Origin of the sequence: Pseudomonas sp. 25 R 14, from assembly GCF_900004755.1 — a bacterium.
GTDB lineage: Bacteria > Pseudomonadota > Gammaproteobacteria > Pseudomonadales > Pseudomonadaceae > Aquipseudomonas > Aquipseudomonas brenneri.
Genome location: NZ_CVTS01000031.1, coordinates 146,515 through 163,110, shown reverse-complemented (window position 1 = coordinate 163,110; position 16,596 = coordinate 146,515). Strand labels below are relative to the sequence as shown.

Sequence of the window (16,596 nt, the reverse complement as noted above, 5' to 3'; positions counted from 1 at the left end):
CCGCCTCTACAGCCGCGACGGCACGCGCCGCACCTTCACCTGCCAGCGCCTGCCCGGCAGCTATCATGGCTCCGGTTGCACCCTGGCCAGCGCCCTCGCCGGCCGCCTGGCCCAGGGCGAAGGCCTGGCCAGCGCCGTGGAGTCGGCACTCAATTACACCTGGCGCACCCTGCGGGACGCCGAACAATTGGGCCAGGGGCAGTTTGTGCCGCGTCGCCTGCCACTGGATTTCTGTTCGTAATATCAAGGGGCCTGCTCGATGAAACTACGTGGCCTGTATGCCATTACCGACAGCCAACTATTGGCCGGTAAGTTCCTGTCCTACGTCGAGGCCGCGCTGGAAGGCGGCGTGACCTTGCTGCAGTACCGCGATAAAAGCAGCGACGAGGCCCGGCGCCTGCGCGAAGCCGAAGCCCTGCGTGAACTGTGCTCGCGCTACAAGACCCAGTTGATCATCAATGACGATGCCGAGCTGGCCGCGCGCCTGGGCGTCGGCGTCCACCTCGGCCAGACCGACGGCCCGCTGACCCCGGCCCGGGCGCTACTCGGGCGCCATGCAATCATCGGTTCCACCTGCCATAGCCAGATCGAGCTGGCCGAACAGGCCGCGCTCGAAGGCGCCAGCTATGTCGCCTTTGGCCGCTTCTTCAATTCCAGCACCAAACCCGGCGCCCCGGCAGCCACCCTCGAAATGCTGGCCCAGGCCCGCACCCGCTTGCAGGTGCCGATCTGCGTGATCGGCGGCATCTCCCTGGAAAATGCCGCGCCCCTGGTCGAGCACGGCGCCGACCTACTGGCCGTGGTCCACGGCCTGTTCGGTGCCGACAGCCCCCAGGAAGTGACGCGCCGCGCCCGCGCCTTCAACGAACTCCTTAAATCCTGAATTCAGAGAGCCTGCCCATGTCTCGTTCCGAAACCCTGTTTGCCAATGCCCAGAAACACATCCCCGGCGGTGTGAACTCCCCCGTGCGTGCGTTCAAGAGCGTTGGCGGCACCCCGCTGTTCTTCAAGCACGCCGAAGGCGCCTACGTCACCGACGAAGATGACAAGCGCTATGTGGACTACGTGGGTTCCTGGGGGCCGATGATCCTTGGCCACAGCCACCCCGACGTGCTGGACGCAGTGCGCAAGCAATTGGAGCATGGCCTGTCCTACGGCGCGCCAACCGCCATGGAAACCGAAATGGCGGACCTGGTGTGCTCGATCGTGCCGTCAATGGAGATGGTGCGCATGGTCAGCTCCGGCACCGAGGCAACCATGAGCGCGATCCGCCTGGCCCGTGGCTTCACTGGCCGCGACAGCATCATCAAGTTCGAAGGCTGCTACCACGGCCACTCCGACAGCCTGCTGGTCAAGGCCGGTTCGGGCCTGTTGACCCAGGGCGTACCGAGCTCGGCAGGCGTGCCGGCGGCATTCGCCAAGCACACCCTGACGCTGCCGTTCAATGACATCGCTGCCGTCGAAACAATGCTCAGCGAAGTCGGCCAGGACGTGGCGTGCATCATCGTCGAGCCGGTCGCCGGCAACATGAACTGCGTGCCACCGGCGCCGGGTTTCCTCGAAGGCCTGCGCGAGCAGTGCGACAAACACGGCGTGGTATTGATTTTCGACGAAGTGATGACCGGTTTCCGTGTTGCCCTCGGCGGCGCCCAGGCTTACTACGGCGTCACGCCGGACCTGAGCACCTTCGGCAAGATCATCGGCGGCGGCATGCCGGTGGGCTGCTTCGGCGGCAAGCGCGAAATCATGCAGCACATCGCGCCACTGGGCCCGGTCTACCAGGCCGGCACCTTGTCCGGCAACCCATTGGCCATGGCCGCCGGCCTGACTACCCTGCGCCTGATCAGCCGCCCGGACTTCCATGCCGAGTTGACCGACTACACCACGCGCCTGCTGGACGGCCTGCAACAACGCGCCGATGCGGCGGGCATCCCGTTCGTCACGACCCAGGCCGGTGGCATGTTCGGCCTGTATTTCAGTGGCGCCGACGACATCGTGACCTTTGACGATGTGATGGGCAGCGATGCCAACCTGTTCAAGCGCTTCTTCCACCTGATGCTCGAAGGCGGTGTGTACCTGGCACCGAGCGCCTTTGAAGCCGGTTTCACCTCCATCGCCCATGGCGAAGCCGAGCTGAAACTGACCCTGGATGCTGCCGAGCGTGCCTTCGCCGCACTGAAGTAAGCCAGCCAAAACCTGACGTCGCCCCTGGCGGCGTCAGATTTGCTACCTTGCTTACAGAAATTTCCTTCTTTTTTCGAGAAATCACCTGCAATCCGGCAGATAACTTGCCCACGCAGCAGAAAAACGAGTAAAGACTTTGTAAGCAGAGGCCTGCTTATTTCATAATGCGCGCTTATTGGATCCCCACGTGGTTCCACGCGCCCCGTCAGAGGTAAGTCGATTCCCATGAAACGCACCGGCCGCACCCTGGTTCTGGGCTGCCTGTTGCTCCTTCAACCGCTGCTTGCGCATGCACAAGCGGGCGGCAACTCGTTGTTGATCCCAGCGATGGGTCGTTGCACCCTCAATACTCAGCCAGAAAGCCAGGCCGAGGCCCTGAGCGCCTGCCAGACCCTGGCCGATGGCGGGGATGCGCAGGCGCAATACGAGTTGGGCGAATTCTTCTATGACGACAAGAATCCCTCCCGTGACCTCAATAAAGCCCTGAGCTTTTTCGAGAAAGCCTCGTTGCAGGGGCATGCGCAAGCCCAATTCAAGCTGGGCAGCATGTTCTTTCATGGTGAAGGTGTGCCGGCCAATAACGTGCAGGCGTATATCGTGCTGAAGATGGCGGCGGTCAATGGCGCCGAAGATGCGCTCGACACCGCCGACGAAGTGGCCGAGCACATGCAGCGCGACGAGTTGGAAGTGGCGACCCAGGTGCTGGGGCAGATTTTCCGCAATTATCTGCTGGAGTTGCAGAGTGCGGATGGGCGTTCGCCTTTCTCGCCGCTGCCCTGACATTATCTAAACCCTTCTGACGCCATCGCAGGCAAGCCAGCTCCCACATTTGAATGTGTTCACAAATCAAAATGTGGGAGCTGGCTTGCCTGCGATGGGCGCGACGCGGTCTAAAAAGCTTACTTCTCAGGCATCGGCATCGGAAACGGCATGACATTGCTCATGCCCCGCGCTTCGCTGATCTTCGGCGTGCCCAGGCGCTCGACTTCATCGATGCGCACAATCGAATGCATCGGCACAAAACTGCGCACCACGCCTTCGAACTGGGCCTTGAGCTTTTCCTCGCCCGGATCGACGACCAGTTGCGTGCGCTCGCCAAAGACGAACTCTTCCACTTCCAGGAAGCCCCACAGATCACTTTGATAGATCTGCTTGGCGTACATTTCGAACACCTGGCCCTGGTTAAGGAAAATCACCTTGTAGATTGGAGCTTCACGTTTGGTCATGGGGGGCGGGCAGCACATCGGCGGATATAAATGAGGGCGCGAACTATAGCATGGCACCCGATGCACAGTGCTAGGAACCAATGGGCATGCCCCCTATAATGCGCGGTTCTTTACCACCAGTTGACGATTCCCATGGCCAAGAAGCTTTACATCGAAACCCACGGTTGCCAGATGAACGAGTACGACAGCTCGCGCATGGTCGATCTGCTGGGTGAACATCAGGCCCTGGAAGTCACGGCGCGCGCCGAAGATGCCGACGTGATCCTGCTCAATACCTGCTCGATCCGCGAACGGGCCCAGGACCGGGTCTACTCGCAGCTGGGTCGCTGGCGTGAATTGAAACTGGCCAACCCGGACATGGTAATCGCCGTTGGCGGTTGTGTGGCCAGCCAGGAAGGCGCGGCCATTCGCGACCGCGCACCTTATGTCGACGTGGTCTTTGGCCCGCAGACCCTGCATCGCCTGCCGGAGATGATCGACGCTGCGCGCATCACCAAGTTGCCGCAGGTGGACGTCTCGTTCCCGGAAATAGAAAAATTCGACCATTTGCCCGAGCCACGCATCGATGGCCCGAGCGCCTACGTGTCGGTAATGGAAGGTTGCAGCAAGTACTGCACCTTCTGCGTGGTGCCTTATACCCGTGGCGAAGAAGTCAGTCGGCCGTTCGACGATGTGCTATCAGAAATCATCCACCTGGCTGAAAACGGCGTGCGTGAAGTGACCCTGCTGGGGCAGAACGTCAATGGCTATCGTGGCCAGACCCACGACGGGCGCCTGGCGGACCTGGCCGAGCTGATTCGCGTGGTCGCGGCGGTGGACGGTATCGAGCGCATCCGCTACACCACCTCGCACCCGCTGGAATTCTCCGACAGCCTGATCCAGGCCCACGCCGAAGTGCCGGAGCTGGTCAAACACCTGCACTTGCCGGTGCAATCGGGCTCGGACCGTATCCTGTCGGCAATGAAGCGCAACCACACGGCCCTGGAGTACAAGTCCAAGCTGCGCAAACTGCGCGCCGCCGTGCCGGGTATCTGCATCAGTTCGGACTTTATTGTCGGCTTCCCTGGCGAGACCGAAAAAGACTTCGAGCAGACCATGAAGCTGATTGAAGACGTCGGGTTCGATTTCTCCTACTCCTTCGTCTACAGCCAGCGCCCCGGCACACCAGCCGCGGACCTCGCGGACGAAACCCCGGAGGCGTTGAAAAAAGAGCGTCTGAACGCACTGCAACATCGCCTCAACCAGCAGGGTTTCGAGATCAGCCGACAAATGGTCGGTTCAACCCAGCGCATCCTGGTTACCGATTACTCGAAGAAAGACCCGGGCGAATTGCAGGGACGGACCGAGAACAACCGGATCGTCAACTTCCGCTGCGATAACCCGACGCTGATCGGCCAGTTCGCCGACGTGCACATCGACGCGGCGCAACCGCACTCGCTGCGCGGCTCGCTGATCAACTGACGGGACAGATCCGGGGACAAATGTAGATCAAATGTGGGAGCTGGCTTGCCTGCGATAGCGATGTAACAGGCAGTATCTCTTTTGAATGGGCCGGCCCTATCGCAGGCAAGCCAGCTCCCACAGGGGTTCTTCATTGTTATCGAGAGTGGAGCCAGTCCATTTAAGTGCTTTCGCACACTGGCGGCTGGCGTTATCCTCTATTTCACCTAAACAGCCAAAGGGCGGCTAAAAGCAACCTTGAACGCACCCATAGCAGAACCCCATCGTTTTCTCCTTGAGCCGTTTGAGGCTCGCCGTTTCGCCAACTTGTGCGGACAGTTCGACGAGCACCTGCGCCTGATCGAACAACGCCTGAGCATCGAGATCCGCAACCGCGGCAATCAGTTCGAGCTCATTGGTGAACCCCAGCACACTACGTCTGCAGAAAACCTGCTGCGCCGCCTCTACCGTGAAACCAAGGGTAGCGAGCTGTCGCCGGAAACCGTGCACCTGTACCTGCAGGAATCCGCCGTAGAAGACCTGGCCAATAACCCGGTGGCCGAAGCCAGCGTGGCGCTGCGCACCAAAAAAGGCATGATTCGCCCACGCGGCTTGAATCAGCAGCGCTATGTCAAAGAGATCCTCGGCAACGACATCAACTTCGGCATCGGCCCGGCCGGTACCGGCAAGACTTACCTGGCCGTCGCCTGTGCGGTTGACGCCCTGGAGCGCGAACAGGTGCGACGCATCCTGTTGGTGCGCCCGGCGGTAGAAGCCGGCGAGAAACTGGGCTTTCTGCCCGGCGATCTGGCCCAGAAGATCGACCCCTACCTGCGCCCGCTCTACGATGCGTTGTATGAAATGCTCGGCTTCGAATACGTCGCCAAGCTGATCGAACGCCAGGTGATCGAGATCGCCCCGCTGGCCTATATGCGCGGTCGGACCCTGAACAACAGCTTTATCATCCTCGACGAAAGCCAGAACACCACGGTCGAGCAGATGAAGATGTTCCTGACCCGGATCGGCTTCGGCTCCACGGCAGTGATCACCGGGGATATCACCCAGGTCGACCTGCCCAAGGGCACCAAGTCGGGCCTGGGCCAGGTGATCGAAGTCCTCAAGGACGTGCCGGGCATCAGCTTTACCCACTTCATGCCCAAGGATGTGGTGCGTCACCCACTGGTCCAGCGCATTGTCGAGGCCTACGAGCGCTTCGAACACCGCGACGACGGCCTGTCCAAGGACAATCGCCGCGATGCTTGAGCTTGACCTGCAACTGGCCACCCAAGCGCCAGCCCCCAGCGAAGAACAGTTTCGCCAATGGTGCACACTGGCCCTGCGCCAGCGCACCGCTGACTCGGAACTTACCATTCGTCTGGTGGACGAGCCTGAAGGCCGCGAGCTGAATCACACCTGGCGCCAGAAAGACTACGCGACCAACGTACTGTCATTTCCCGCCGACGTACCGGATGAACTACTGGATATCCCGCTGCTGGGTGACCTGGTGATCTGCGTCGCGGTGGTAGAGCGCGAGGCGAAGGAACAAGGCAAGGCTCTTGAGGCCCACTGGGCCCACTTGGTCATGCACGGCTGCTTGCATCTGTTGGGTTACGACCATATAGATGATGAAGAAGCCGAAGAAATGGAAGCACTGGAACGAACGTTGCTTGCAGAGTTGGGGCATCCTGACCCCTATGCAGACGACGAACACTAATCGACACTCAACTGAAACAATCAAGGATTTAGAGTAATCGCTATGAGCGAAGACCGATCGAGCAACGGGCAAAAGTCATGGCTGGGCAAACTGACCCAGGCTTTTGCCCACGAGCCGAAAAACCGCAAGGAGCTGCTGGAGCTTCTGCGCGAGGCCCATCAGAACAAGTTGCTGGACAGCGAAGCGCTGGCCATCGTCGAAGGCGCCATCCAGGTGGCTGACCTGCAAGTGCGTGACATCATGGTCCCGCGCTCGCAGATGATCAGCATCAAGGCGACCCAGACCCCACGGGAATTTCTCCCGGCCGTGATCGACTCGGCGCACTCGCGCTACCCGGTGATCGGCGAAAACCATGACGAAGTCATGGGTGTCCTGCTGGCCAAGGACTTGCTGCCGCTGATCCTCAAGGAGAATGGCGACAGCTTCAACATCAAGGACCTGCTGCGTCCTGCCACTTTCGTGCCCGAATCCAAGCGCCTGAATGTGCTGCTGCGCGAGTTTCGCGCCAACCACAATCACATGGCCATCGTCATTGACGAATACGGCGGCGTTGCCGGCCTGGTAACTATCGAAGACGTGCTCGAACAGATCGTCGGCGATATCGAAGACGAACACGACGTCGAAGAAGACAGCTACATCAAGCCACTGCCCAGCGGTGACTTCCTGATCAAGGCGCTGACGCCGATCGAGAACTTCAACGAGTTCTTCGACAGCGAATTCTCCGACGATGAGTTCGACACCGTGGGCGGCCTGGTGATGAGTGCGTTTGGCCATCTGCCCAAGCGTAACGAAACCACCGAGATCGGCGCCTATCGCTTCCGCATCCTGAATGCCGACAGCCGCCGCATCCACCTGATCCGCCTGACACCTATTGCCCGCTAAGGACTGATATGCGCCGTCTCACCGCACCCGGCTGGCCCGGTAACCTGCTGGCCGTGGTGGCCGGTGCTATCACCACCCTGGCGCTGGCGCCATTCGATATCTGGCCGCTGGCACTGGTGGCGGTCGGGGTGTTCTATGCCGGGATGCGCCAACTGACCCCGCGCCAGGCCTTCGGGCGTGGCTGGTGTTTCGGGTTTGGCCTGTTTGGCGCGGGCACCAGTTGGATTTACTACAGCATCCATCACTTCGGCGGGGCTTCGGTGCTGCTGGCCGGGCTGCTGATGCTGGCGTTCACCGCGGCGATTGCCCTGTTCTTTGCCCTGCCTGCCTGGCTCTGGGCCCGCTGGATCCGCCGTAACGAAGCGCCGCTGGCCGACGCCTTGGCGTTTGCTGCACTGTGGGTGGGCCAGGAAGCGTTTCGCGGCTGGTTCCTCACCGGTTTCCCCTGGCTGTACTCCGGTTACAGCCAACTCGACGGGCCGCTGGCCGGGCTCGCGCCGCTGGGCGGGGTGTGGCTGATTTCCTTTGCCCTGGCCCTGAGCGCTGCGCTGATTGTTAACCTGCCGCGACTGCTGGCAGCCAGGCGCAACGTGTTTGTCGGCGCCGGCCTGGTACTGCTGGTCGCACCGTGGGCCATTGGCCTGGCGCTCAAGCACCACGCCTGGACCAGCCCCGCAGGTGAACCGCTAACCGTCGCGGCGATCCAGGGCAATGTCGAGCAGAGCATGAAATGGGACCCAGCGCAGCTCAACGAGCAACTGGCGCTGTACCGCGACATGAGCTTTGCCTCCAAGCGCGTGGACCTGCTGATCTGGCCGGAAACCGCCGTGCCAGTGCTCAAGGAGTCCGTCGAGGGTTATCTGGGGATGATGGGCAAGTTCGCCGCCGACCGGAACGGCGCAATGATCACCGGTGTGCCGATTCGCCAGGAGGTACGCCATGAAAAGCGCTACTTCAATGGCATCACCGTGGTCGGCCAGGGTGATGGCACCTATTTGAAGCAGAAGCTGGTGCCCTTTGGCGAGTATGTGCCGCTGCAGGATGTGCTGCGCGGACTGATTGCGTTCTTCGACCTGCCGATGTCGGACTTTGCCCGTGGCCCCGAAGACCAGGCTCTGCTGCAAGCCAAGGGCTATCAGATCGCCCCGTATATCTGCTACGAAGTGGTCTACCCGGAGTTCGCTGCAGACCTCGCCGCCCGCAGCGACTTGCTGCTGACCATCAGCAATGACACCTGGTTCGGCACCTCCATCGGCCCCTTGCAGCACCTGCAAATGGCCCAGATGCGTGCCCTGGAGGCCGGCCGCTGGATGATCCGCGCCACCAACAACGGCGTGACCGGCCTGATCAACCCGTTTGGGCAGATCACCGAGCAGATCCCGCAGTTCGAGCGCGGCATTCTCTACGGGGAAGTGGTGCCGATGCACAACCTGACGCCGTACCTGCAATGGCGTTCGTGGCCGCTGATCATCCTGTGCCTGGGGCTGTTTGGCTGGGCACTGCTGGCCGGGCGCATGGCCAAGACTGTCTGACAGACACACAAAACCCAATGTGGGAGCGGGCTCCCACATTTTGATGTGTGGTGTTAGCGATAGAAGAGGCGGTAACCCACCTGCCCCACCGCCTCGTTGATCAACTGCCCGCTCTGCCAGATCGACTTGAACTCCGGCATCCAGCCGCCCAGCGGCCGAGCGTTGTCCACGCCCAGGAAACCGACCGGCGCCGGCACCACGGTAAAGCCGGCTTTCTCGAAGCTCCACACGGAACGCGGCATATGCCAGGCCTGGGTCACAACCACCACGCGCTTGACGCCCTGGGGCAACAGGATCTCGGCGCTCATCTGTGCATTTTCCCAGGTAGTACGGCTGCGCTCTTCCTTCCAGCGCACGGTCACACCAAAGTCTTGTTGCATCGACACCGCCATCAACTCTGCCTCGCTGGGCGGCGTGCCATAGTGCAGGCCGCCGGTGGTCAGCACCGGCAGCCCCGACGCCTTGGCCAATCGCGCGGCATAGCGCTGGCGCTCCAGGCCGATACCGGTCGGCTGATCAGCGCCCCAGGCCGGATCGCCCCGCTCACGGCCCGAGCCCAACACCACAATGGCATCGGCTCGTTGCGCCAGGCCGGCCCAGTCTTCCAGGGCCAATGGCGGTTCGGTTTCCAGCGCGCGGGCGCCCCACTCCACCATCACCGGCAGGCTGATCAGCCACATCCCGCCAAACCCCAAGGCAAAGCATCCCCCGGCCAAGCGCGGGCGGCTGCGGCGAAACCACCAGGCAAGGGCCAGCAGCAGCAAGAAAATGCCGGGGGGCAACAGTAATTGTTTGATGAAATAACGAATAGGCATCGAGCATCTCCAAAGATGCCCGAAGCCTAAGGTGTAACGGGGTTTAGCGACAATCTTTACACGCGGCGGATAACGCTGATCAAGTTACTTGAATCGTGCAGACCGCAGCTTTTCCGGGCCACGGCCGGTCGACAAGTCCTTGAGCCATACCACCTTGGACGATCGCACCGGCTCCCTGGCTGGCACAGGAGCCACCCATTGCGGGATTGGGCACGCGTTCAAGTCCAGGTAGGCCTTGATCACTTCAAACTCTGCAGGGCTCAAGCCTCGCAGTTCCAGCTCATCAGGCCGCTCGTCACGCAATCGACCTGCGGTTCTTGCTGCGTCCAGTGCTCGACCCAAGCGGTCGATCAGTCCTTCATACACTTGCGGTTTCGTTCTCATTCGCTGCGAATCTACCATCCCCTCACCTCATTAAAGATAAGTCTCACTCCCCAATAAACAGCGTAGCTGTGCTGACGCAACCAACCGCACGCCGCGACCAACGGCCTGCGCTGCGCAATCAGGGTTTCCCTCGATAGAGTGGGGTCATGTATGCTACGGCGCTTCCTGTAACTCCACTTCCCGCAGGGTTTGGGCACGGACGCGCCGCTGTTTGGTGTCGATCAACCCGAACGTTGCACCGAAGAGGATTAGGCCACCCCTATTCAGTTCAAAAGTAGCCATGCACGAACAATATCAGCCCCGTGAAATAGAAAATGCCGCCCAAACCTTCTGGGACGAGCAAAAGTCCTTTGAAGTCAGTGAACAGCCAGGCAAGGAGACTTTCTACTGCCTATCGATGTTCCCTTACCCCAGCGGCAAGCTACACATGGGGCACGTGCGTAACTACACCATCGGCGACGTGATTTCCCGCTACCAGCGCATGCTCGGCAAGAACGTCCTGCAACCCATGGGTTGGGACGCCTTCGGCATGCCGGCGGAAAACGCCGCGATGAAGAACAACGTAGCGCCCGCCAAGTGGACCTACGAAAACATCGCCTACATGAAGACCCAGCTGCGCAGCCTGGGCCTGGCCGTGGACTGGTCCCGCGAAGTGACCACCTGCAAGCCCGATTACTATCGCTGGGAACAATGGCTGTTCACTCGCCTGTTCGAAAAAGGCGTGATCTACAAAAAAAGCGGCACCGTGAACTGGGACCCGATCGACCAGACCGTGCTGGCCAACGAACAAGTGATCGACGGCCGCGGCTGGCGTTCCGGCGCGCTGATCGAAAAGCGCGAAATCCCGATGTACTACTTCAAGATCACCGCCTACGCGGATGAACTCTTGTCGAGCCTCGACGACCTGCCGGGCTGGCCTGAACAGGTCAAGACCATGCAACGCAACTGGATCGGCAAGTCCAAGGGCATGGAAGTGCAGTTCCCGTACAACGTCGATTCCATCGGCGCAGAGGGCGCACTGAAAGTCTTCACGACCCGTCCGGATACCCTGATGGGCGCCACCTACGTGGCCGTGGCCGCGGAACACCCGCTGGCCACCCAGGCTGCACAGAACAACCCTGAGCTGCAGGCGTTCATCGCCGAATGCAAAGGCGGCAGCGTGGCTGAAGCCGACGTCGCCACCCAGGAGAAAAAAGGCCTGCCGACCTCGCTGTTCGTCGAACACCCGCTGACCGGCGAGAAACTGCCGGTATGGGTCGCCAACTATGTGCTGATGCACTACGGCGATGGCGCAGTAATGGCCGTGCCGGCCCACGACGAGCGCGACTTCGAGTTCGCCACCAAGTACAACCTGCCGATCAAGTCGGTGGTGCGTACCAGCTCCGGCGATACCAACCCGGCCCCATGGCAAGACGCCTACGGCGAGCACGGCACCCTGATCAACTCCGGCGAGTTTGACGGCCTGGACTTCGTCGGTGCCTTCGACGCCATGGAAGTCGCACTGATCAAGAAAAACCTCGGTGCCTCGCGCACCCAGTTCCGCCTGCGCGACTGGGGCATCAGCCGCCAGCGCTACTGGGGCTGCCCGATCCCGATCATCCACTGCGAAAGCTGTGGCGACGTGCCGGTGCCAGAAGATCAACTGCCGGTCGTGCTGCCAGAAGATGTGGTGCCGGACGGCGCCGGCTCGCCATTGGCGCGCATGCCCGAGTTCTACGAGTGCAGTTGCCCGAAATGCGGTGCACCTGCCAAGCGTGAAACCGACACCATGGACACCTTCGTCGAGTCCTCGTGGTATTACGCCCGCTACGCCTCGCCGCACTATGAAGGTGGCCTGGTGGAAAAATCCGCAGCTGACCACTGGTTGCCGGTGGATCAGTACATCGGCGGTATCGAACACGCGATTCTGCACCTGCTCTACGCGCGCTTCTTCCATAAACTGATGCGTGACGAAGGCCTGGTGAGTTCCGACGAGCCGTTCAAGAACCTGCTGACCCAAGGCATGGTGATCGCCGAGACTTACTATCGCCGCGAAGCCAATGGCGCCTATACCTGGTTCAACCCGGCGGACGTCGAGCTTGAGCGTGACAGCAAGGCCAAGGTGATCAGCGCCAAGTTGAAATCCGACGGCCTGCCGGTGGAAATCGGCGGCACCGAGAAGATGGCCAAGTCGAAGAACAACGGCGTTGACCCTCAGTCGATGATCGACCAGTTCGGCGCCGATACCTGCCGCCTGTTCATGATGTTCGCCTCGCCGCCCGACATGAGCGCCGAATGGTCAGACTCCGGCGTCGAAGGCTCGCACCGCTTCCTCAAGCGCGTCTGGCGCCTGGCGCATGCCCATATCAGCCAGGGCTTGCCGGGCAAACTGGACGTGGCGTTGCTGAACGACGAGCAAAAACTGATTCGCCGCAGCACCCACCTGGCCATCAAGCAAGCCAGCCAGGACGTGGGCCAGCATCACAAGTTCAACACCGCTATCGCCCAGGTGATGACGCTGATGAACGTGCTGGAAAAAGCCCCGCAGGTCACCGAGCAGGACCGTGCGCTGGTACAGGAAGGCCTGGAAACTGTCGTCCTGCTGCTGGCGCCGATCACCCCGCACATCAGCCACGACCTGTGGAGCCAGTTGGGCCACAGCGGCGCGGTGATCGATGCCCAATGGCCCGTCGCGGATGACAGCGCCCTGGTACAGGACACGCTGCAACTGGTGATTCAGGTCAACGGCAAGCTGCGCGGCCAGATCGACATGCCTGCCAGCGCCAGTCGCGAAGAAGTCGAAGCCGCCGCTCGCTGCAACGAAAACGTGCTGCGCTTCACCGAAGGCCTGACGATCCGCAAAGTGATCGTGGTGCCCGGCAAACTGGTCAATATCGTCGCTAGCTAATCGGATCGGGCGCCAGGGCAAGAGCCCCGGCGCCGAACAAAACCTCCAGGGCCTCGATAAGGCCCACATGGTTTCAAGGGGAGCAATAAAATGATCAAACGCAACCTGCTGGTTATGGGCCTTGCCGTATTGTTGAGCGCTTGCGGCTTCCAGCTGCGCGGCACCGGCACCACTGAACTGGCGATCAAGGAACTGGATGTCAGCGCACGCAACGCCTATGGCGAAACCGTGACTCAGCTGCGTCAAACCCTGGAAAACAGCGGCGTCAAAGTCTATCCAGGGGCAGCTTACAAACTGGTGCTGGTCGACGAGAAAGAAACCCAGCGTAATATCAGCTACGCCAGTGCCGGCCGCTCTTCGGACATCGAAATGAGCAGCGTGCTCATGTTCCAGATCCAGGGTCACGACCAGTTGCCACTGATCAGCGACAAGCTGCAAGTGCAGAAAGTCGTGACACATGACGGTAACAACCTGGTCGGTTCGGATACCGAGGTCAACCAGGTGCGCAATGAAATGCGCCGCGACCTGGTCCAGCGTATGGTCCTGCGCCTGCAGATGATCAGCCCGGCCCAACTGGATGCCCTGCAGCAGACTGCCGATGCCAAGGCCAAGGCGGATGCCGAAGCGCTGAAAGCCGCGCAGGACTATGAAAACAGCATCCCCAAGCAATCGCCTGTTGAAGTCCCTGCCGAGTAAACCAGACGGGGCGCGTCATGCGCCCCGTCCATCCAGCCTATGAAACTCGCCCCCGCCCAACTCGCCAAACACCTGCAAGGCAGTCTTGCGCCTGTGTACATCGTCAGCGGCGATGACCCGCTGTTGTGCCAGGAAGCCGCCGACGCCATTCGCCAGGCTGCGCGCCAGCAGGGCTTTGATGAACGCCAGGTATTCAGCGCCGACGCCAGCTTCGACTGGGGCACCCTGCTCCAGGCCGGGGCCAGCATGTCGCTATTTGCCGAAAAACGCCTGTTGGAATTGCGCCTGCCCTCGGGCAAGCCCGGCGACAAAGGCGCGGCAGCCCTGATGGAATACTGTGCTCGCCCTGCCGAGGACACACTGTTGCTGATCAGCTTGCCCAAGCTCGATGGCAGTGCGCAGAAGACCAAATGGGGCAAGGCGCTGGTGGAAGGGGCACAAACCCAGTTCATCCAGATCTGGCCGGTCGACAGCAACCAGTTGCCGCAATGGATTCGTCAGCGCCTGTCGCAAGCCGGGCTGTCTGCCACCCAAGATGCTGTCGAGCTGATTGCAGCTCGGGTCGAAGGCAACCTGCTGGCCGCCGCCCAGGAAATCGAAAAGCTCAAGCTGATGGCCGAAGACGGGCAGATTACCGTCGAAACCGTGCAAGGTGCGGTGGCCGACAGTGCGCGGTTTGACGTATTCGGGTTGGTTGACGCGATTCTCAATGGCGAACCGGCACATGCCTTGCGCATGCTCGAAGGGCTGCGCGGCGAAGGCGTGGAACCGCCCGTGATTCTCTGGGCCCTGGCCCGCGAACTGCGCGTACTGGCCAATATTGCCCTGCAATACAGCCAAGGCACGCCACTGGACAAATGCTTCAGCCAGGCCCGACCACCCGTGTGGGACAAGCGCAAGCCACTGATGAGCAAGGCCCTGCAACGGCACTCGGCGCAACGTTGGGCGCAATTGTTGCTCGAAGCCCAGCGCATCGATGCACAGATCAAGGGCCAGGCTGCCGGGTCGCCGTGGATGAGCTTGAGCCGTTTGTCGCTGCTTATGTCTGGCCAGCGCCTGGCACTCCCCGCCGAATAATCAATTATCCAGAACAACACAAGCCGGCATTTCACATTCAGACCGAGGCCATTTCCTACATCGCGCCGGGCTGGACAGCCGGCAAACTTCGGCAGATGATTCGCAGCGCATTACCCACCCATCGGAGAGTACCGATCATGAGCAAAAAGCCATCCAAGCATGGCCCCAACAAGGCCAAATCCCTCATTGCCCAGCCGTTGTTCCGCAGTCGCCAGGAACGAGCCGGCAAAGGCAAAGGCAGCTACCACCGCGAAGCCTTTCAGTCTAATAGCTGGGAGGCTTCTTACTTTCTGGCTGCCTGAAGGCAAGCGCCCCTCTGGCATGATAAGGTCTGCACCTGATTCGTATTTCCTGGACCTGTGCATGCCCTCTAGTCTTTCCCGTCGTTGGCACCTTCGCCAATTGATTGCTGCCTCCAGCCTGATCCTGTTAGTCGCCTGCGCCGAAAAACCCACCGCCGCCGACGCTCAGCCCCTGCCTACGTTCCAGCCCGTACCGGTTGCCGCACCCGCCGTAGTTGCGCCCCTGGCCGTGACCAATCTTGATATCCAACCGACCCAGACCTTCGCCGAATGGCAGGCAGGTTTTCGCGTCGAAGCCCTGAAAGCCGGCATTACGCCTGCAGTGTTCGACAGCGCCTTCGCCAACGTCACCCCCGATATGGCAGTCATCCGCGCCGACCGCAGCCAGCCGGAGTTTTCCCGGCCGGTGTGGGAATACCTCAACGGCGCCTTGTCGGCGCTGCGCGTGCGTAACGGCCAGGCCTTGCTGATCAAGCATGCCGATATCCTGCAAAGCATCGAACAACGCTACGGCGTGGATCGCCAGGTATTGGTCTCGGTCTGGGGCATGGAAAGCAACTTCGGCTCGTTCCAGGGCAACAATTCGGTGATCCGCTCCCTGGCGACCCTGGCCTACGAAGGCCGTCGCCCGGCATTCGCCCAGGCGCAATTGCTGGCCGCGCTGCAAATCATCCAGCACGGTGATATCCCGGCCGAGCAGATGCGCGGCTCCTGGGCCGGTGCCATGGGCCAGACCCAATTCATTCCGACCACCTACAACACCCACGCGGTGGACTTCGACGGTGACGGACGCCGCGACATCTGGAACAGTTCCGCCGACGCCCTCGCCTCCACCGCGCACTACCTGCAAAGCTCCGGCTGGCAGAAAGGCCAGCCGTGGGGCTTTGAGGTACAGCAATTGCCGGCAAACTTCGACTACGCCCTGGCTGATGGCGTAGTGCGCAAACCGGTGGGCGAATGGTTGAAACTCGGGCTGCAGGTGCCGGCCGGTGCCAGCGTCCCGCCCAATGTCGAGGCGCTGTCCGCCGCCCTGCTGCTGCCGGCCGGCCATCGTGGCCCGGCGTTCCTGGTGCTGGATAACTTCCGCGCAATCCTCAAGTACAACAACTCGTCGTCCTACGCCCTGGCAGTCGGCCTGTTGTCCGAGCGCTTTGGCGGTGGCGGGGTGATTCGCGGGGATTGGCCAACGGACGAACTGCCACTGACCCGCTCCCAGCGTATCGAGTTGCAGACGGTGTTGAGCGCCAAGGGCTATGACGCTGGCAACCCGGATGGGATTATCGGCGCCAATACGCGCAAGGCGATTCGTGCGGCGCAGCAGTCGTTGGGCTGGCCGGCGGATGGGTATCCGACGGTGAAGTTGCTGGAATCCTTGCAGAACCGCTAGAACTGCGTGCCTTCGCGAGCAAGCCCGCTCCCACAGGGGCAAATGCGGGCTTGCTCGCGATAACGGCCTG

General features: G+C 61.2%; 17 protein-coding genes. 14 read left to right on the top strand and 3 right to left on the bottom strand.

Annotated features, from left to right (window positions below):
• The 4 genes from BFQ03_RS30555 to BFQ03_RS07835 form a co-directional block, all read left to right on the top strand.
• The coding region (locus BFQ03_RS30555; RefSeq protein ID WP_239695227.1) for a bifunctional hydroxymethylpyrimidine kinase/phosphomethylpyrimidine kinase at positions 1-241 on the top strand (241 nt) is incomplete at its 5' end.
• Positions 242-259: 18 nt separating this feature from the next.
• Positions 260-883: a thiamine phosphate synthase gene (gene thiE / locus BFQ03_RS07845; RefSeq protein WP_065942802.1), complete on the top strand. Its 624-nt coding sequence runs from the start codon at positions 260-262 to the stop codon at positions 881-883.
• Between the two features lie 17 nt (positions 884-900).
• Positions 901-2,184 carry a glutamate-1-semialdehyde 2,1-aminomutase gene (gene hemL, locus BFQ03_RS07840; protein WP_065942801.1) on the top strand — a complete coding sequence of 428 codons (1,284 nt, stop codon included), beginning with the start codon at positions 901-903 and terminating at the stop codon, positions 2,182-2,184.
• 225 nt (positions 2,185-2,409) lie between these two features.
• Positions 2,410-2,964, top strand: a complete 555-nt coding sequence (locus tag BFQ03_RS07835; RefSeq protein ID WP_032861717.1) for a tetratricopeptide repeat protein — start codon at positions 2,410-2,412, stop codon at positions 2,962-2,964.
• 119 nt (positions 2,965-3,083) lie between these two features.
• Here the strand turns inward: BFQ03_RS07835 and BFQ03_RS07830 are convergent, their stop codons facing one another.
• Positions 3,084-3,410, bottom strand: a complete 327-nt coding sequence (locus BFQ03_RS07830; protein ID WP_003215457.1) for a DUF1820 family protein — start codon at positions 3,408-3,410, stop codon at positions 3,084-3,086.
• A 132-nt stretch (positions 3,411-3,542) separates the two neighbouring features.
• On the opposite strand from BFQ03_RS07830, the gene miaB reads away from it, so the two are divergent.
• The 5 genes from miaB (at position 3,543) to lnt (ending at position 8,978) form a co-directional block, all read left to right on the top strand.
• Positions 3,543-4,871, top strand: coding sequence for a tRNA (N6-isopentenyl adenosine(37)-C2)-methylthiotransferase MiaB (gene miaB, locus BFQ03_RS07825; RefSeq protein ID WP_032861716.1), 1,329 nt, complete (start codon positions 3,543-3,545; stop codon positions 4,869-4,871).
• A 237-nt stretch (positions 4,872-5,108) separates the two neighbouring features.
• Positions 5,109-6,113: a PhoH family protein gene (locus BFQ03_RS07820; protein ID WP_029292238.1), complete on the top strand. Its 1,005-nt coding sequence runs from the start codon at positions 5,109-5,111 to the stop codon at positions 6,111-6,113.
• Positions 6,106-6,564 carry an rRNA maturation RNase YbeY gene (gene ybeY, locus BFQ03_RS07815; protein ID WP_065942800.1) on the top strand — a complete coding sequence of 153 codons (459 nt, stop codon included), beginning with the start codon at positions 6,106-6,108 and terminating at the stop codon, positions 6,562-6,564. The genes BFQ03_RS07820 and ybeY overlap by 8 nt, the downstream gene beginning before the upstream one ends.
• Before the next feature lie 42 nt (positions 6,565-6,606).
• A complete protein-coding gene (locus tag BFQ03_RS07810; RefSeq protein ID WP_032861714.1) occupies positions 6,607-7,446 on the top strand; it encodes an HlyC/CorC family transporter in 840 nt (279 codons plus the stop codon).
• 8 nt (positions 7,447-7,454) lie between these two features.
• Entirely contained in the window at positions 7,455-8,978 is a 1,524-nt protein-coding gene (gene lnt, locus BFQ03_RS07805; protein WP_032861713.1) for an apolipoprotein N-acyltransferase, read from the top strand.
• A gap of 53 nt (positions 8,979-9,031) precedes the next feature.
• Here lnt and BFQ03_RS07800 read toward each other — a convergent pair whose 3' ends face one another.
• Positions 9,032-9,793: a YdcF family protein gene (locus tag BFQ03_RS07800; protein ID WP_065942799.1), complete on the bottom strand. Its 762-nt coding sequence runs from the start codon at positions 9,791-9,793 to the stop codon at positions 9,032-9,034.
• Between the two features lie 84 nt (positions 9,794-9,877).
• On the bottom strand, positions 9,878-10,195 hold the full coding sequence (locus BFQ03_RS07795; RefSeq protein WP_032861710.1) for a hypothetical protein: 318 nt from the start codon (positions 10,193-10,195) through the stop codon (positions 9,878-9,880).
• A 262-nt stretch (positions 10,196-10,457) separates the two neighbouring features.
• Between BFQ03_RS07795 and leuS the strand changes: the two genes are divergently transcribed.
• The 5 genes from leuS (at position 10,458) to BFQ03_RS07770 (ending at position 16,526) form a co-directional block, all read left to right on the top strand.
• Positions 10,458-13,064 (top strand): leucine--tRNA ligase, encoded by a 2,607-nt coding sequence (gene leuS / locus BFQ03_RS07790; RefSeq protein WP_032861709.1) that lies wholly within the window; start codon positions 10,458-10,460, stop codon positions 13,062-13,064.
• Between the two features lie 90 nt (positions 13,065-13,154).
• The gene (gene lptE / locus BFQ03_RS07785; protein WP_032861708.1) at positions 13,155-13,760 is read left to right on the top strand and encodes an LPS-assembly lipoprotein LptE; all 606 of its coding nucleotides are present in this window, start codon (positions 13,155-13,157) and stop codon (positions 13,758-13,760) included.
• 39 nt (positions 13,761-13,799) lie between these two features.
• Positions 13,800-14,837 carry a DNA polymerase III subunit delta gene (gene holA / locus BFQ03_RS07780; protein WP_032861707.1) on the top strand — a complete coding sequence of 346 codons (1,038 nt, stop codon included), beginning with the start codon at positions 13,800-13,802 and terminating at the stop codon, positions 14,835-14,837.
• A gap of 137 nt (positions 14,838-14,974) precedes the next feature.
• The gene (gene arfA / locus BFQ03_RS07775) at positions 14,975-15,139 is read left to right on the top strand and encodes an alternative ribosome rescue factor ArfA (protein ID WP_065942798.1); all 165 of its coding nucleotides are present in this window, start codon (positions 14,975-14,977) and stop codon (positions 15,137-15,139) included.
• A gap of 61 nt (positions 15,140-15,200) precedes the next feature.
• Positions 15,201-16,526: a lytic murein transglycosylase gene (locus BFQ03_RS07770; RefSeq protein WP_032861704.1), complete on the top strand. Its 1,326-nt coding sequence runs from the start codon at positions 15,201-15,203 to the stop codon at positions 16,524-16,526.
• Positions 16,527-16,596 lie beyond the last annotated feature (70 nt).

Coding starts and splice junctions, on each gene's coding strand:
- thiE (WP_065942802.1), top strand. CDS start 260: ATGAAACTACGTGGCCTGTATGCCATTACCGACAGCCAACTATTGGCC.
- hemL (WP_065942801.1), top strand. CDS start 901: ATGTCTCGTTCCGAAACCCTGTTTGCCAATGCCCAGAAACACATCCCC.
- BFQ03_RS07835 (WP_032861717.1), top strand. CDS start 2,410: ATGAAACGCACCGGCCGCACCCTGGTTCTGGGCTGCCTGTTGCTCCTT.
- BFQ03_RS07830 (WP_003215457.1), bottom strand. CDS start 3,410: ATGACCAAACGTGAAGCTCCAATCTACAAGGTGATTTTCCTTAACCAG.
- miaB (WP_032861716.1), top strand. CDS start 3,543: ATGGCCAAGAAGCTTTACATCGAAACCCACGGTTGCCAGATGAACGAG.
- ybeY (WP_065942800.1), top strand. CDS start 6,106: ATGCTTGAGCTTGACCTGCAACTGGCCACCCAAGCGCCAGCCCCCAGC.
- BFQ03_RS07810 (WP_032861714.1), top strand. CDS start 6,607: ATGAGCGAAGACCGATCGAGCAACGGGCAAAAGTCATGGCTGGGCAAA.
- lnt (WP_032861713.1), top strand. CDS start 7,455: ATGCGCCGTCTCACCGCACCCGGCTGGCCCGGTAACCTGCTGGCCGTG.
- BFQ03_RS07800 (WP_065942799.1), bottom strand. CDS start 9,793: ATGCCTATTCGTTATTTCATCAAACAATTACTGTTGCCCCCCGGCATT.
- BFQ03_RS07795 (WP_032861710.1), bottom strand. CDS start 10,195: ATGGTAGATTCGCAGCGAATGAGAACGAAACCGCAAGTGTATGAAGGA.
- leuS (WP_032861709.1), top strand. CDS start 10,458: ATGCACGAACAATATCAGCCCCGTGAAATAGAAAATGCCGCCCAAACC.
- lptE (WP_032861708.1), top strand. CDS start 13,155: ATGATCAAACGCAACCTGCTGGTTATGGGCCTTGCCGTATTGTTGAGC.
- holA (WP_032861707.1), top strand. CDS start 13,800: ATGAAACTCGCCCCCGCCCAACTCGCCAAACACCTGCAAGGCAGTCTT.
- arfA (WP_065942798.1), top strand. CDS start 14,975: ATGAGCAAAAAGCCATCCAAGCATGGCCCCAACAAGGCCAAATCCCTC.
- BFQ03_RS07770 (WP_032861704.1), top strand. CDS start 15,201: ATGCCCTCTAGTCTTTCCCGTCGTTGGCACCTTCGCCAATTGATTGCT.